The sequence below is a fragment of the Xanthobacter aminoxidans genome, assembly GCF_023571765.1.
Lineage (GTDB): Bacteria > Pseudomonadota > Alphaproteobacteria > Rhizobiales > Xanthobacteraceae > Xanthobacter > Xanthobacter aminoxidans.
Genome location: NZ_JAMJXC010000001.1, coordinates 239906 through 254115, shown reverse-complemented (window position 1 = coordinate 254115; position 14210 = coordinate 239906). Strand labels below are relative to the sequence as shown.

Genomic DNA, 14210 nt, shown 5'->3' with positions numbered 1-14210 from the left:
TTCCAGAGAAGGCCCCGTCGGCGGAGCGGGCCCCTGGATCCACCAGCTAGGGAGAATGCGCCAATGTCCGTGACCGTCATCCTGAGCCGCAAGGGCAACGACATCGTCACCCTGTCCCCCGACGCCACCCTCGGCGATGCCGTGGCCAGCCTCGCGCGCAACCGCATCGGCGCCATCGTCGTCACCAATGGGGACATGGGGGTGGAGGGCATCATCTCCGAGCGCGACGTGGTGCGCCTCATCGGCGAGCGCGGCGTGGACGTGCTGGCCGAGCCGCTCGCCGGGCTGATGACCAAGGCGGTCGTCACCTGCGCCCCCGACGAGACCGTGCCCCAGATCATGGAACGCATGACCCGCGGCCGCTTCCGCCACGTGCCCGTGGTGTCCGGCGGCAAGGTCGTGGGCATCATCTCCATCGGCGACGTGGTGAAGTATCGCGTGGAGGAAATGGAGCGCGAGAGCGCCCAGCTGCGCGACTACATCATGTCGGCCTGAGGGTTTTGCGGCGCGGAGGCCCCTCCGCGCCGTTCCCCGGACGCATGCAGCGCAGCGGAATGCGAGCCGGGGTCCAGCGCAAGGGGCCGCCGAAGGCGCTTCGTTACCGCAGCACTCTTAGGTTTTGCCCGCTGCGCGGCACTTGTGCGCTGGGCCCCGGATCAGCGCTCCGGCTGCGCCGTCGCTTGTCCGGGGCACAGTTAGGCCGACTCACGCGCCGGGCTGGCGCACCACGCGCAGATAGGGCTTCACGGTGGTCCAGCCGTCCGGGAACTTCTCCTTGGCGGCATCGTCCGAGAGCGAGGGGACGATGATGACGTCGTCGCCGTTCTTCCAGTCCACCGGCGTCGCCACGGAGTGCTTGGCGGTGAGCTGGAGGCTGTCCACCACGCGCAGGATTTCCGCGAAGTTGCGGCCGGTGGAGGCCGGGTAGGTGAGCGACAGCTTCAGCTTCTTGTCCGGGCCGATGATGAACACCGAGCGCACGGTGAGCGTGTCGTTCGCATTGGGGTGGATGAGGTCGTAGAGGTCGGAGACCTTGCGGTCGGAATCGGCGATCAGCGGGAAGTTGAGGGTGGCGCCGGTGGCATCCTTGATGTCGCCCACCCAGGCCGGGTGGTTGTCGATGGCATCCACCGACAGGCCGAGCAGCTTCACGCCGCGCGCGTCGAACTCGGGCTTGAGGTGGGACGCCTGGCCCAGCTCGGTGGTGCAGACCGGGGTGAAGTTCTTGGGGTGGGAAAACAGGATGCCCCAGCTGTCGCCGAGCCACTCATGAAACTTGATGGGGCCTTCGGTGGTCACGGCCTCGAAATCCGGAACCACATCGCCCAGTCGCAGCGTCGCCATGGTCATCTCCAATCAACATCTGAAAACTGTATATGTGAATATTATACCGCAATATCGATGGATTTAAAGCAGATTCACGCGAAGGCAGACCCCGTCGTCGCCCGCTGCGCCACTGCGGTCCGCTGCGACCGGCGCCCAGCGCAACGCAAGCTCCGTCATCCAATCAAAGCGGGCACCGTATGGGGCTGATACGATCACGGCGTGTCGCGATCGCGGGCGGCAATGACGATCCAGAACGCAAGCGCCCGTGCGGCGGTCTGCGACACAAACGGAGGACGCTTCCATGAAAGGCATCCTGGCGGCTGCACTTGCCGCATTCCTTCCCATCCAGAACGCCGGGCTCGCCGTGGCCTGCACCGCGGTGAACGTGGTCGCGGCCGACAAGACGGTGATCGCCGGCCGCACCATGGAATGGGCGTTCGACATGAAATGGACGCTCGTGAGCATGCCCAAGGGCACGGCCCTGACGCTCACGGCGCCCTCGAACCTCGGCCTGCCCGAGAACAAGGTGAAGACGCTCTATCCGGTCGTCGGGATCAGCGCCGAGATCATCCCCGGCGGCGCCGTGCTGGAGGGACAGAACGCGGCCGGCCTCGGCATGAGCGGCAATTTCCTGCCCGGCTTCACCACCTACCAGACCGTCACCAAGGCGGACACATCCTACGTCTCCATCCTCGGCTTCGGCGCCTGGGCGCTGGGGATGCACGGCACGGTGGCCGAGATGCGGGCCGCTCTGGCGAAGACCAAGGTCTGGTCCGATGCCTCGCTGCCGAGCGGGCCGACCCCGCCCACCATCCACATGGTCTTCACCGACCGCTCGGGCGCCAGCATCATCGTGGAATATGTGGGGGGCGAACTGCAGATCCACGACAATGTGGCGAGCGTCCTCACCAATTCGCCGCCCTATGACTGGCATCTCCTGAACCTGCGCAACTACCTCAATCTCTCCACCATGGGCGTCGCCGACCGCCGGTTCGGCACGGCCAACGTCACGGCCATCGGCCAGGGCGGCGGCGCCACCGGGCTGCCGGGCGACTTCACCCCGCCCTCGCGCTTCGTGCGCGCGGCCTTCATGCGCCATTCCATGGCCCAGCCGAAGGACGCCGCCGACGCCTCCGCCGCCATCGGCCACATCCTGAACACGGTGGATATTCCGCTGGGCGTCGCGCAGAGCAAGGACGGCGACGCGGTGGTCTCGGACTACACCCAGTGGGTCGCCATCAAGGACCTCACCCACAACAAGCTGATGATCACCGACTACGCCCACCGGACGACGTTCCTGACCCTCGATCTCGACACCATCTTCGCCCAGGACAAGCCGAGCGCGCGGCTGATCACGGACCTGCCATTCCCGGCGGCGGTGGACGGGACGGCGGCGCTGAAGAACTGAGCCGGCGGGACCGCGCGCCGCGCCTCACACGAGGGCGGTGCGCGCCGCCCTCTAAACCAGGGCGCTACGCGCCTCTTGCTCGCCCACCTCGAACACCCTTTTGTAGCGCTCGACCTCGCTGGGCGGCCCCATGGCCTTGGTGGGGTTGTCGGAGAGCTTCACCGCCGGGTGGCCGTTGGCGGCGATCACCTTGCAGACGATGGAGATGGGATCGAGCGCCCCGTTGGGCGCCAGGCCCCGGAAATCGTTGGTGAGCAGCGTGCCCCAGCCGAAGCCGAGGCGGATGCGGCCGGCGAAGGTACGGTGGATGCGCGCCACCTCCTCCGCATCGAGGGCGTCGGAGAAGATGGCGAGCTTCTCCCGCGGGTCCTGCCCGCGGGACGTCCACCACGCGATGGCCTCCTCGCCGCCGGCGATGGGGTCCTTGCTGTCGATGCGGATGCCGGTCCAGTGCGTCACCCAGTCGGGGGCGCGTTCCAGGAAGCCTGAGGTGCCGTAGGTATCGGGCAGGATGACGCGCAAATTGCCGTCGTAATCGTCCTGCCAGTCGGCGAGCACCTGGTAGGGCGCCCAGCGCAATTCGTCGTCGTTGCGGGCGAGCGCCGCATAGACCATGGGCAGCTCGTGGGCGTTGGTGCCTGTGGCCTCCACCTCGTGGCGCAGCGCGATGAGGCAGTTGGAGGTGCCGAGGAAGCCCTCGCCCAGCCCCTCCATCAGCGCCTGCACGCACCAGTCCTGCCAGAGATAGCCGTGGCGGCGGCGGGTGCCGAAATCGGCGATGTTGATGCGGCCGAGGGACTTCAGGAACTGCACCTTCTCCCACACCCGCGCCATGGCCCGGGCATAGAGGATCTGCAGCTCGAACTTGCCCATGTCCTTCAGCACGGCGCGCGAGCGCAATTCGTTGATGATGGAGAGGGCGGGGATCTCCCACATGGTGGTCTCGACCCACGGCCCCTCGAAGGTCAGCTCGTACTGCCCGTCCACCTTCTCCAGGTGATAGGCGGGGAAGCGGAAGCCCTCCAGCCAGGCCACATAGTCCGGCGAGAACATCTGCCGCTTGCCGTAGAACATGTTGCCGCGCAGCCAGGTGCTCTCGCCCCGCGTGAGCGAGAGGGAGCGCACATGGTCGAGCTGCTCGCGCAGGGCGCCGATGTCGATGATGTCGGCCAGCCGCACCGAAGTGGAGCGATTGTGGATGCCGAAGGTGACGCGGGTCGACCGGTGCCGGTTGAAGATCGTCTGCCCCATCAGCAGCTTGTAGAAGTCCGTGTCGAGCACGGACCGCACGATGGGGTCGATCTTCCAGGTGTGGTTGTAGACGCGCGTGGCGATGTCGGTCATGGGCGCCGTGGCCATGTCGTTGCGGTGCGGTGTGGCGGGGCTGGCGGACGACCGCGCGGGAGCCCCGACAGGGCGGGATGGTATCTATAGCATGCCAAGCGCGATCGTCGCGGGTCTCTGCGATCCATTCGCAGCAGGATGCGGAATCAGCGCCCGCTCAGCGGCAGCCTTTGCGGGCCTCCCAGGCCTGCACCTCGTTCACATAGCGCTGCTGGTCCGGCGTCAATTTGCCGAACGGGGCGTAGCAACGGGCGCCGAAGGTGGCGATGGCGTCCTTGGTCTTGAAGCAATAGCCCTGCTCCGCATAGACCGCGTTGCGCTGGTACCACAGCGCCTTGCAGGAGAGTTCGCTCAGCGCCTGAGCGCGCGCGCCCGAGACGAGAACTGCGCCCGAGACTAAAGCCGTCGCCGCAAGTACCCCGAGGACACGCGCCCCGAGCGCCCTCCCCTTACCTCTCGCCATCCCCGCCTCCCCCAATTGCCGCACCCTGTCACCGCCCGAGGCGGGCGGGGCATGCAGTTCGCAGCATTATTGCTCAGGCGGCACGAATGTCATTCCGTTTCTTCCCATAGAAGCGAAAACGGTGCGGGCGTATCCAAGACGAAAGTCCAAGGCCGCGAAATTCCCCGCGAAGTTCCCCCGTGAAGATCCCTGAAGGATCGCGGCCGGCGAGGACGAAGCAACAAGACCAAAGGCATCACGCCAAAGGGAGGACTGCCATGGCCCGCATGCGCGCCGTCGACGCCGCCGTCCGTGTTCTCGAGAAGGAAGGCATCTCCTGCGCCTTCGGTGTTCCGGGCGCGGCCATCAACCCGCTCTATTCCGCCATGAAGGCGCGCGGCTCCATCCGCCATGTGCTCGCCCGGCATGTGGAGGGCGCCTCCCACATGGCCGAGGGCTACACCCGCGCGGTGGCCGGCAACATCGGCGTGTGCATCGGCACCTCCGGCCCCGCCGGCACGGACATGATCACCGGCCTCTATTCGGCCTCGGCGGACTCGATCCCGATCCTGTGCATCACCGGCCAGGCGCCCCGCGCCCGCCTCTACAAGGAAGACTTCCAGGCGGTGGACATCGAATCCATCGCCAAGCCCGTCACCAAGTGGGCCGTCACCGTGCGCGAGCCGGCGCTGGTGCCCATGGTGTTCCAGCAGGCGTTCCACGTCATGCGCTCCGGCCGCCCCGGCCCGGTGCTCATTGACCTGCCCATCGACGTGCAGATGGCGGAGATCGAGTTCGACGAGGAGACCTACGCGCCGCTCCCGGTCTACAAGCCGTCCGCCACGCGGGCGCAGATCGACAAGGCGATGGGGATGATCCTCGACGCCAACAAGCCGCTCATCGTCGCCGGCGGCGGCATCATCAACGCGGATGCCTCCGACCTCCTCGTGGCGTTCGCCGAGCTGACCGGCATCCCGGTCATCCCCACCCTCATGGGCTGGGGCACCATTCCCGACGACCATCCGCTGATGGCCGGCATGTGCGGCCTCCAGACCTCGCACCGCTACGGCAATGCGAACATGCTGGCCTCCGACTTCGTGGTCGGCATCGGCAACCGCTGGGCCAACCGCCACACCGGCTCGGTGGAGGTCTACACCCAGGGCCGCAAGTTCATCCACGTGGACATCGAGCCCACCCAGATCGGCCGCGTGTTCGGCCCCGACTTCGGCATCGTCTCCGACGCCAAGGCCGCGCTGGAGCTGTTCGTGACCGCCGCGAAGGAGCTGAAGGCCGCCGGCAAGCTGCCGGACTGGACGGCCTGGGCCGACGAATGCCTCGCCCGCAAGCAGACCATGCTGCGCAAGAGCCATTTCGACGCCGTGCCGCTGAAGCCCCAGCGGGTCTATGAGGAGATGAACGAGGCGCTGGGCAAGGACGTCACCTACGTCTCCACCATCGGCCTCTCGCAGATCGCCGGCGCGCAGTTCCTGCACGTCTACCATCCGCGCCACTGGATCAATTGCGGCCAGGCCGGCCCCCTCGGCTGGACCCTGCCGGCGGCCCTCGGCGTGCGCGCCGCGCGGCCCGACGCCAAGATCGTCGCGCTCTCGGGCGACTACGACTTCCAGTTCCTCATCGAGGAGCTGGCGGTGGGCGCCCAGCACAAGCTGCCCTACCTGCACGTGGTGGTGAACAACTCCTACCTCGGCCTGATCCGTCAGGCGCAGCGCGGCTTCAACATGGACTTCGAGGTGAGCCTCTCCTTCGACAACATCAATTCGGAGGAGGTCGGGGCCTACGGCGTGGACCATGTGGCGGTGGCCGAGGGCCTCGGCTGCAAGGCCATCCGCGTGCGCACCCCGAACGAGTTCAAGGATGCCTTCGCCAACGCCCAGAAGCTCATGGACGAGCATCAGGTGCCGGTGGTGCTGGAGTTCATCCTGGAGCGCGTGACCAACATCGCCATGGGCGTCGAGATCAACGCCGTGAACGAGTTCGAGGAAGTCCTTGACGTGCCGCTCAGCGACGTGCGCGCCCTGGAGCCGGCCGAGTAGGGCCGGCGCACCGGCGTCGGCACCGCACAGGACGTCATCCCCCGGCTTGTCCGGGGGATCCACCCCTCCCCCGGACGCCCCTCTCAACAAAACCGTGGATGCCCCGGACAAGCCGGGGCATGACGGTGCCGGGAGGTGCCATCCTGCCCACTCCTCAAAAAACCGGGCTCAGCCCGCGGAGAGACGCATGCCCAAGTTCGCCGCCAATCTCACCATGCTGTGGAACGAGATCGATTTCCTCGACCGCTTCGAGAAGGCCGCCAATGCCGGCTTCACGGGCGTCGAATATCTCTTCCCCTATCCCTATGAGAAGGACGCGCTGGCGGAGAAGCTGGCGAAGTACAATCTCACCCAGGCGCTGCACAATCTGCCGGCCGGCAACTGGGCGGTGGGCGAGCGCGGCATCGCCTGCATCCCCGGCCGCGAGGGCGAGTTCCAGGACAGCGTGGGTAAGGGCATCGAGTATGCGAAGGCCCTGAACACCAAGGCCATCAACTGCCTCGCCGGCCTCACCCCCAAGGACGTGCCGGCCGAAAAGGTCCACGAGACCCTGATCAAGAACCTGAAGTTCGCCGCGGCGGAGCTGAAGAAGGCGGGCATCCCGTTCGTCGTCGAGGCCATCAATACCCGCGACATCCCCGGCTTCCACCTCACCAACACCAAGCAGACGCTGGCGGTGCTGGATGAAGTCGGCGCGGACGACATCTTCTTCCAGTACGACATCTACCACATGCAGATCATGGAAGGGGATCTGACCCCGACGATCCGCGCCAACATCGCCCGCATCAAGCACATCCAGCTGGCGGACAATCCCGGCCGCGGCGAGCCGGGCACGGGCGAGATCAACTATCCCTTCCTGTTCAAGGCCATCGACGATACCGGCTACGACGGCTGGATCGGCTGCGAATACAAGCCGAAGACCACCACCGACGAAGGCATCGGCTGGTTCGCCCCCTACAAGGGCTGAGCTGTTTTACCCCTCTCCCCTTGCGGGAGAGGGTGGACCGCGGCATCGCCGCGGGACGGGTGAGGGGTCCGGCGCCGCCCCCCTCACCCCCGGCCCCTCTCCCGCGAGGGGAGAGGGGAGAAGCCCTCGCCAATACGCAAAAGCACTCTTCAGGAGAAACGCACATGAACGTGGGATTCATCGGCCTTGGCATCATGGGCGCCCCCATGGCCGGCCACCTCATCGACGCCGGGCACACGCTGTTCGTCTATGACGTGGTGAAGGTGCCCGAGGCGCTGACCGCCAAGGGCGCCACCACCTGCGCCTCCTCCGCCGAGGTGGCGAAGCAGGCCGACATCATCATCACCATGGTGCCGGATACCCCGCACGTGGAAGAGGCGCTGTTCGGCAAGGGCGGCGTCGCCGAAGGCCTCTCGGCCGGCAAGATCGTGGTGGACATGAGCTCCATCTCCCCGGTCGCCACCAAGGGCTTCGCGCAGAAGATCAACGCGCTCGGCTGCGACTATCTCGATGCCCCGGTCTCCGGCGGCGAGGTGGGCGCCAAGGCCGCCTCCCTCACCATCATGGTGGGCGGGCCGGATGGCGCGTTCGACAAGGTGAAGCCCCTGTTCGAGAAGATGGGCAAGAACATCACCCTCGTCGGCGGCAATGGCGACGGCCAGACCACCAAGGTCGCCAACCAGATCATCGTCGCGCTGACCATCGAGGCGGTGGGCGAGGCTCTTCTGTTCGCCTCCAAGGCGGGTGCCAACCCGGCCAAGGTGCGCGAGGCGCTGATGGGCGGCTTCGCCTCGTCCAAGATCCTCGAGATCCACGGCGACCGCATGGTGAAGCGCACCTTCGATCCGGGCTTCCGCATCGAGCTGCACCAGAAGGACCTCAACCTCGCCCTCCAGAGCGCCAAGGCGCTGGGCGTGAGCCTGCCCAACACCGCCACCTGCCAGGAGCTGTTCAACGCCTGCGCCGCCCACGGCGGCTCCAAGTGGGACCACTCCGCCATGGTGAAGGCCCTCGAGCTGATGGCCAACCACACCGTGGCCCCGGACGCCTGAGGCCGCCGGATCGCACGCAGCACCACGACGACACCCTTGGCGGCGCGGACGGTTTCCTCCCCCGCGCCGCCGGCATCCCGGACGGGTCCGCGCGACCCCTTCGGAAGAGGCGCGCCGACAGCGTTCCCGGCGCGCCTCCGCCGCCTCAAATCGCGCCCCCACCTCCGGCGCCGAAAGGGGGGCGAAACGGACGCCTGAGATGCCCGCAACGGTCAGCCCTGCTGCCGTTTATGCGACTTTATGCGTACATCAAAGACGCGCATGATATCGACTACATCGATTGCCGTTCGGCGGACGGGAGGCGAGCCAGGCTCTTGAGTTCACGCATTTTCTTCATGAGAGCCAGAGCCCCCCTCGCCTGAAAATGCTCTAGAAGACACTGAACCGAGCGCGAACGCGCCAGCCGGAGGACGACACATGCCCAACAAGCGCCATCACCCCCTCAAGCGCCAGCGCGCCACCAAGATCGTCGCCACGGTCGGGCCCGCCTCCAACAGCGAAGAGAAGCTGAAGGCGCTGTTCCTCGCCGGCGTGGACGTGTTCCGGCTCAACTTCTCCCACGGCACCCAGGCCGATCACGGCGAGGTGCTGGCCCGCATCCGGCGGCTGGAGAAGGAGATGAACCGGCCCATCGGCGTCATCGCCGACATGCAGGGTCCCAAGCTCCGCATCGGCCGCTTCAAGGACGGCTCCATCGCGCTCAAGGCGGGCGACGTGCTCCACTTCGACGCCGACGTGGACCGCCCCGGCGACGAGACCCGCGTGCCCATTCCCCACCCCGACATCCTTGAGGCCCTCACGGTGGGCTCCACCGTGCTGTGCGACGACGGCAAGGTGCGCCTGAAGGTGGTGAAGAAGGGCGCCGGCTTCCTGGAGGCCCAGGTGGTGGCGGGCACCAAGCTCTCCAACAACAAGGGCTTCAACATCCCCGACGTGGTGCTGCCCCTCTCTCCCCTCACGGAGAAGGACCGCCACGACCTCGAATTCGCCTGCGAGGCGGGGGTGGAGTGGATCGCCCTCTCCTTCGTGCAGCGCCCGGAGGACATCCACGAGGCGCGCGGCCTCATCAAGGACCGCGCCGCCATCATGCTGAAGATGGAGAAGCCCGCCGCGGTGGAGCATCTCACCGAACTGGTGGAACTCTCCGACGCCATCATGGTGGCGCGCGGCGATCTCGGCGTGGAAATGTCGCTGGCCGAGGTGCCGGCGTTGCAGAAGCGCATGATCGCGGAATCCCGCAAGTACGGCCGCCCGGTGATCGTGGCGACGCAGATGCTGGAATCCATGATCACCGCCCCCGTGCCCACCCGCGCCGAGGTGTCGGACGTGGCCACCGCCGTCTATGAGGGCGCGGACTGCGTGATGCTCTCCGCCGAGACCGCCGCCGGCCAGTTCCCGGTGGAGGCCGTGACCTTCATGGACGACATCATCCGCCATGTGGAGTGCGATCCCGGCTACCGGCAGGTGCTCGACGCCACCCAGTCGGAATGGGGCAAGACCATCGGTGATGCCGTCACCAAGGCCACCTATCAGGCGGCCATCGCGGTGGATGCCTCGGCCTTCGTCGCCTTCACCCTCTCCGGCACCACCGGCCTGCGCGCCGCGCGCGAGCGGCCCGCCATTCCGATCCTCGGCCTCACGCCGAAGGTCGAGACCGCGCGGCGCCTCGCCCTGTCCTACGCCGTGCACGCCGTGCACATGAAGGAGGACATCCACTCCTTCGGCGAGATGGTGGACACCGCCGTGCGCACCGCGGTGGAGCATGGCCTCGGCAAGCCGGGCGACCGCCTCGCCATCACCGCCGGCGTGCCCTTCGCCAAGCCCGGCACCACCAACATCATGCGCATCACCACCATCGGCGCCACCAACCCGCCCTCGCGGGACGATTTCGACACCGGGGCGGCGAAGAGCAGCAAGTCCAAGGCCCACGCCTGACGCGTGCAGCACGAACGGGAGCGCACGTTCCGCGCGCGCTCCCGTCGCTGCGAAGCATGAGCCTGACCGGAGTCGACGCTTCGTAATGTGCTGCCTGTTGACGCATGCGGCAGTCTGAAATCGTTTTCTTCGGCCACATCGGGGGTTGGACGTCCTCCGCGGGGCTGGACGAGGGGCGCCCCCTTCGGTCTATGCTGGGCCATCCACAGCCCAACCGGCCGAAAGATGCCCGTCGAGATCGAGCGCAAGTTCCTCGTCACCTCCCACGCATGGCGGGCGGGCGCGCGCGCCACGCCCATCCGCCAAGGCTACCTCTCACAGGATGGGGCGACGGTGCGCATCCGCATCGCCGACGGCGACGCCTTCATCACCGTGAAGGGCAAGACGCAGGGCCTCGCGCGGGCCGAGTTCGAATATCCCATCCCGGTCGAGGATGCGCGGGTGATGCTGGAGACGCTCTGCGCCCGGCCGCTCATCGAGAAGACCCGCTATTCCGTCCAGCATGCCGGCCGCCTGTGGACCGTGGACGTGTTCGAGGGCGAGAATGACGGCCTCGTCATGGCCGAGGTGGAACTGGACGGCATCGACCAGCAGGTGGACCTGCCCGACTGGGTGGGCGAGGAAGTCACCTCCGACCCCCGCTACCGCAACTCCTCGCTGGTCAGCGCCCCGCTGGGGTACGGGAAGTAGCGGGCGCGCCTGCGCGCTGCCATCGCACACCACCGCCATCGCCTCCCACGCGCCGTCATGCCCGGGCTTGTCCCGGGCATCCACGCGGTTCGGCTGGGAACGCCTTTTGACGCGTGATCCGTCGGCCCGACGTGGATGGCCGGGACAAGCCCGGCCATGACGGTGGCTCAAAGCGCCAAGGCTGGCGCGGCGACATAGGGGAAATCCCCCCCTCAGCCCCCGCCCTTCCCCGCCAGCAGCGCCTCCACCGCCAGCATGTCGCGCCAGGCGAAGCGCTTGCCGAGCGGGGTGCGCAGCAGGTAGGCCGGGTGGAAGGTGGCGATGGCGCGGATGGTACGCGTGCCGGTGTCGTAATCCATGAAGCGGCCGCGCAGCCTGGTGATGCCCTCGGTGGTGCCGAGCAGCGCCTGCGCCGAGGGACCACCCAGACACACGAGAATATCCGGGTCCGCCAGCTCGATCTGCCGGGCGATGAAGGGCAGGCACACCGCCGTCTCCTGCGGCGTCGGCGTGCGGTTGCCCGGCGGGCGCCAGGGAATGACGTTGGCGATGTAGGCGCTGGTGCGGTCGAGGCCGATGGAGGCCAGCATCAGGTCCAGCAGCTTGCCGGAGCGGCCGACGAAGGGCAGCCCCTGCTGGTCCTCGTCCCGGCCGGGCGCCTCGCCCACGAACATGACCTTCGCGGCCGGATTGCCATCGGCGAACACCAGCCGGCTCGCGGTGCGCTTCAGCGCGCAGCCCTCGAAGCCGTCGAGGATCGCCTTCAACTCGTCGAGGCTTGCGGCGGCCCGGGCCGCCTCGCGCGCGCCCATCACCGCCTCGTCCGGCGGCTGGGTCACAAGGGTGGGCGTCGCAGGAGCAGCCGGCCGCGCCGGCTGGTTGCGGGAGGGGGCCGGGCGGCTCGGGGCAAAGCCCGCCGGGCCGCCGGACGCCGCGCCGGTGGAGCCGGCGTCGCGCACCGGGGGGGCCGGCGGCCGGGACCGGCTCGGCTCGGCCGCGCTCTCGGCGAAGCGGTCCACCGGCACCTCGCCGATGGCCACGTCCACGCCCGCCTCCCAGTGGAAGGCGAGAATGTCGGCCCAGTCGGCGAAGTCCCTGTCGGCGGTCACGCTCATGAATTCCTTTTAGCCATTGAAGCGCCCAGCGCGAAGCCCGGCATGCCGCGCCGCACCACACTTTCCAGTGCGGCGGCATTATATTCCCACATACGGAAAGATGTTGCCCTAAACGGCAGTGCGCGGTTGTCTTTGCCGGCGTGTCGTGGAAAAAGTCCAATCAACGGGATTGACGGACGGGAGCAGGCGTATGAGCGCGGCGGAGCTGCCTGAGCGCGAAGGCATGGATTATGATGTGGTGGTGGTCGGCGCCGGCCCTGCGGGCCTTGCCACCGCCATCCGCCTGAAGCAGCAGGCCGCCGAGCGCGGCACCGACATCTCCGTCGTGGTGGTGGAGAAGGGCTCGGAAGTCGGCGCCCATATCCTGTCCGGCGCGGTCATCGATCCGGTGGGCCTCGACGCCCTCGTTCCCGGCTGGCGCGCGGAGGCGGATGCGCCCCTCACCGTGCAGGTCACGGACGACGCCTTCTACCTGCTTGGCCCGGCCGGCGGTGTCCGCCTGCCCAATTTCGCCATGCCGCCGCTGATGAACAATCACGGCAATTTCGTCGGCTCGCTGGGCAATGTCTGCCGCTTCCTCGCCCAGAAGGCCGAGGCGCTGGGGGTGGAGATCTACCCCGGCTTCGCCGCCGACGAGATCCTCTATGACGACAAGGGCGCCGTCACCGGCATCGCCACCGGCGACATGGGCGTGGACAAGAACGGCGTCCCCAAGGGCGAATTCACCCGCGGCATGGAATTGCGCGGCCGCTACACCGTGTTCGCCGAGGGCGCGCGCGGGCACCTGACGAAGCAGATCATCGCCAAGTATGACCTGGGCGCGGGCCGCGACGTGCAGAAGTTCGGCATCGGCCTGAAGGAACTGTGGAAGGTGAAGCCGGAGAATCACAAGCCCGGCCTCGTGCAGCACGCCTTCGGCTGGCCGCTCGACGGCAAGACCGGCGGCGGCGCCTTCCTCTACCACATCGACGACGAGCAGGTGGTGGTGGGCTTCGTGGTCCACCTCAACTACCAGAACCCCTGGCTCTCGCCCTTCGACGAGTTCCAGCGCTTCAAGACCCATCCCACCTTCCGCGACACCTTCGAGGGCGGCAAGCGCATCGCCTACGGCGCCCGCGCCATCACCGAGGGCGGGTACCAGAGCGTGCCCAAGCTCTCCTTCCCCGGCGGCGTGCTGGTGGGCTGCGCGGCGGGCTTCGTGAACGTGCCGCGCATCAAGGGCAGCCACAATGCGGTGCTCTCCGGCATGCTCGCCGCCGACCACCTGCTGGACGCCCTCGCCGCCGAGCGCAGCCACGACGAGCTTTCCAGCTACGAGGCGGCCTGGCGCTCCTCGGCCATCGGCGCGGACCTGAAGAAGGTGCGCAACGTGAAGCCGCTGTGGTCGAAGCTCGGCACCTTCGTCGGCATTTCGCTCGGCGCGCTGGACATGTGGACCAACACGTTCGGCTTCTCTCTGTTCGGCACGCTGAAGCACGGCAAGACCGACGCCGCCTCGCTGAAGCCGGCCAAGGACTGCAAGAAGATCCAGTATCCCCGCCCCGATGGCGTGCTCACCTTCGACAAGCTCTCCTCGGTGTTCCTCTCGAACACCAACCACGAGGAGAACCAGCAGGTGCATCTGGTCGTGAAGGACATGGCCCTGCAGAAGGCGTCGGAGCACGACATCTATGCCGGCCCCTCCAACCGCTACTGCCCCGCCGGCGTCTATGAGTGGATCGAGGAGGGGGCGGACGCCCCGCGCTTCCAGATCAACGCGCAGAACTGCGTCCACTGCAAGACGTGCGACATCAAGGACCCCAACCAGAACATCACCTGGACCGCGCCGGAAGGCGGCGGTGGGCCGAACTATCCCAACATGTGAGGCGGGGTGTCGT

The 14210-nt window shown here is 67.5% G+C and carries 12 protein-coding genes; 8 read left to right on the top strand and 4 right to left on the bottom strand.

Features of this window, described 5'->3' with window-relative positions; genetic code table 11:
* Nucleotides 1-63: 63 nt before the first annotated feature.
* On the top strand, nucleotides 64-495 hold the full coding sequence (locus EJ105_RS01075; RefSeq protein ID WP_024277069.1) for a CBS domain-containing protein: 432 nt from the start codon (nucleotides 64-66) through the stop codon (nucleotides 493-495).
* A 210-nt stretch (nucleotides 496-705) separates the two neighbouring features.
* Here the strand turns inward: EJ105_RS01075 and EJ105_RS01070 are convergent, their stop codons facing one another.
* Nucleotides 706-1344 carry a peroxiredoxin gene (locus EJ105_RS01070; RefSeq protein ID WP_250164988.1) on the bottom strand — a complete coding sequence of 213 codons (639 nt, stop codon included), beginning with the start codon at nucleotides 1342-1344 and terminating at the stop codon, nucleotides 706-708.
* 283 nt (nucleotides 1345-1627) lie between these two features.
* On the opposite strand from EJ105_RS01070, the gene EJ105_RS01065 reads away from it, so the two are divergent.
* Entirely contained in the window at nucleotides 1628-2734 is a 1107-nt protein-coding gene (locus EJ105_RS01065; protein ID WP_250164987.1) for a choloylglycine hydrolase family protein, read from the top strand.
* A gap of 51 nt (nucleotides 2735-2785) precedes the next feature.
* On the opposite strand, the gene pncB is transcribed toward EJ105_RS01065, so the two are convergent.
* Both pncB and EJ105_RS01055 read right to left on the bottom strand, forming a co-directional pair.
* Nucleotides 2786-4078, bottom strand: coding sequence for a nicotinate phosphoribosyltransferase (pncB, locus tag EJ105_RS01060; protein ID WP_250164986.1), 1293 nt, complete (start codon nucleotides 4076-4078; stop codon nucleotides 2786-2788).
* 157 nt (nucleotides 4079-4235) lie between these two features.
* Nucleotides 4236-4541 carry a YARHG domain-containing protein gene (locus EJ105_RS01055; protein ID WP_250164985.1) on the bottom strand — a complete coding sequence of 102 codons (306 nt, stop codon included), beginning with the start codon at nucleotides 4539-4541 and terminating at the stop codon, nucleotides 4236-4238.
* A gap of 257 nt (nucleotides 4542-4798) precedes the next feature.
* Here EJ105_RS01055 and gcl point away from each other — a divergent pair, with 257 nt between their 5' ends.
* The 5 genes from gcl (at nucleotide 4799) to EJ105_RS01030 (ending at nucleotide 11218) form a co-directional block, all read left to right on the top strand.
* Nucleotides 4799-6574: a glyoxylate carboligase gene (gene gcl, locus EJ105_RS01050; RefSeq protein ID WP_250164984.1), complete on the top strand. Its 1776-nt coding sequence runs from the start codon at nucleotides 4799-4801 to the stop codon at nucleotides 6572-6574.
* Between the two features lie 187 nt (nucleotides 6575-6761).
* On the top strand, nucleotides 6762-7541 hold the full coding sequence (gene hyi, locus EJ105_RS01045) for a hydroxypyruvate isomerase (protein WP_250164983.1): 780 nt from the start codon (nucleotides 6762-6764) through the stop codon (nucleotides 7539-7541).
* A 164-nt stretch (nucleotides 7542-7705) separates the two neighbouring features.
* Nucleotides 7706-8593 (top strand): 2-hydroxy-3-oxopropionate reductase, encoded by an 888-nt coding sequence (glxR, locus tag EJ105_RS01040; RefSeq protein ID WP_250164982.1) that lies wholly within the window; start codon nucleotides 7706-7708, stop codon nucleotides 8591-8593.
* Nucleotides 8594-9010: 417 nt separating this feature from the next.
* Nucleotides 9011-10528, top strand: coding sequence for a pyruvate kinase (pyk, locus tag EJ105_RS01035; RefSeq protein ID WP_051678950.1), 1518 nt, complete (start codon nucleotides 9011-9013; stop codon nucleotides 10526-10528).
* A gap of 225 nt (nucleotides 10529-10753) precedes the next feature.
* Nucleotides 10754-11218, top strand: coding sequence for a CYTH domain-containing protein (locus tag EJ105_RS01030; protein ID WP_029556689.1), 465 nt, complete (start codon nucleotides 10754-10756; stop codon nucleotides 11216-11218).
* Nucleotides 11219-11430: 212 nt separating this feature from the next.
* Here EJ105_RS01030 and EJ105_RS01025 read toward each other — a convergent pair whose 3' ends face one another.
* Nucleotides 11431-12333, bottom strand: a complete 903-nt coding sequence (locus EJ105_RS01025; protein ID WP_250164981.1) for a uracil-DNA glycosylase — start codon at nucleotides 12331-12333, stop codon at nucleotides 11431-11433.
* A gap of 190 nt (nucleotides 12334-12523) precedes the next feature.
* On the opposite strand from EJ105_RS01025, the gene EJ105_RS01020 reads away from it, so the two are divergent.
* A complete protein-coding gene (locus EJ105_RS01020; protein WP_250164980.1) occupies nucleotides 12524-14197 on the top strand; it encodes an electron transfer flavoprotein-ubiquinone oxidoreductase in 1674 nt (557 codons plus the stop codon).
* Nucleotides 14198-14210 lie beyond the last annotated feature (13 nt).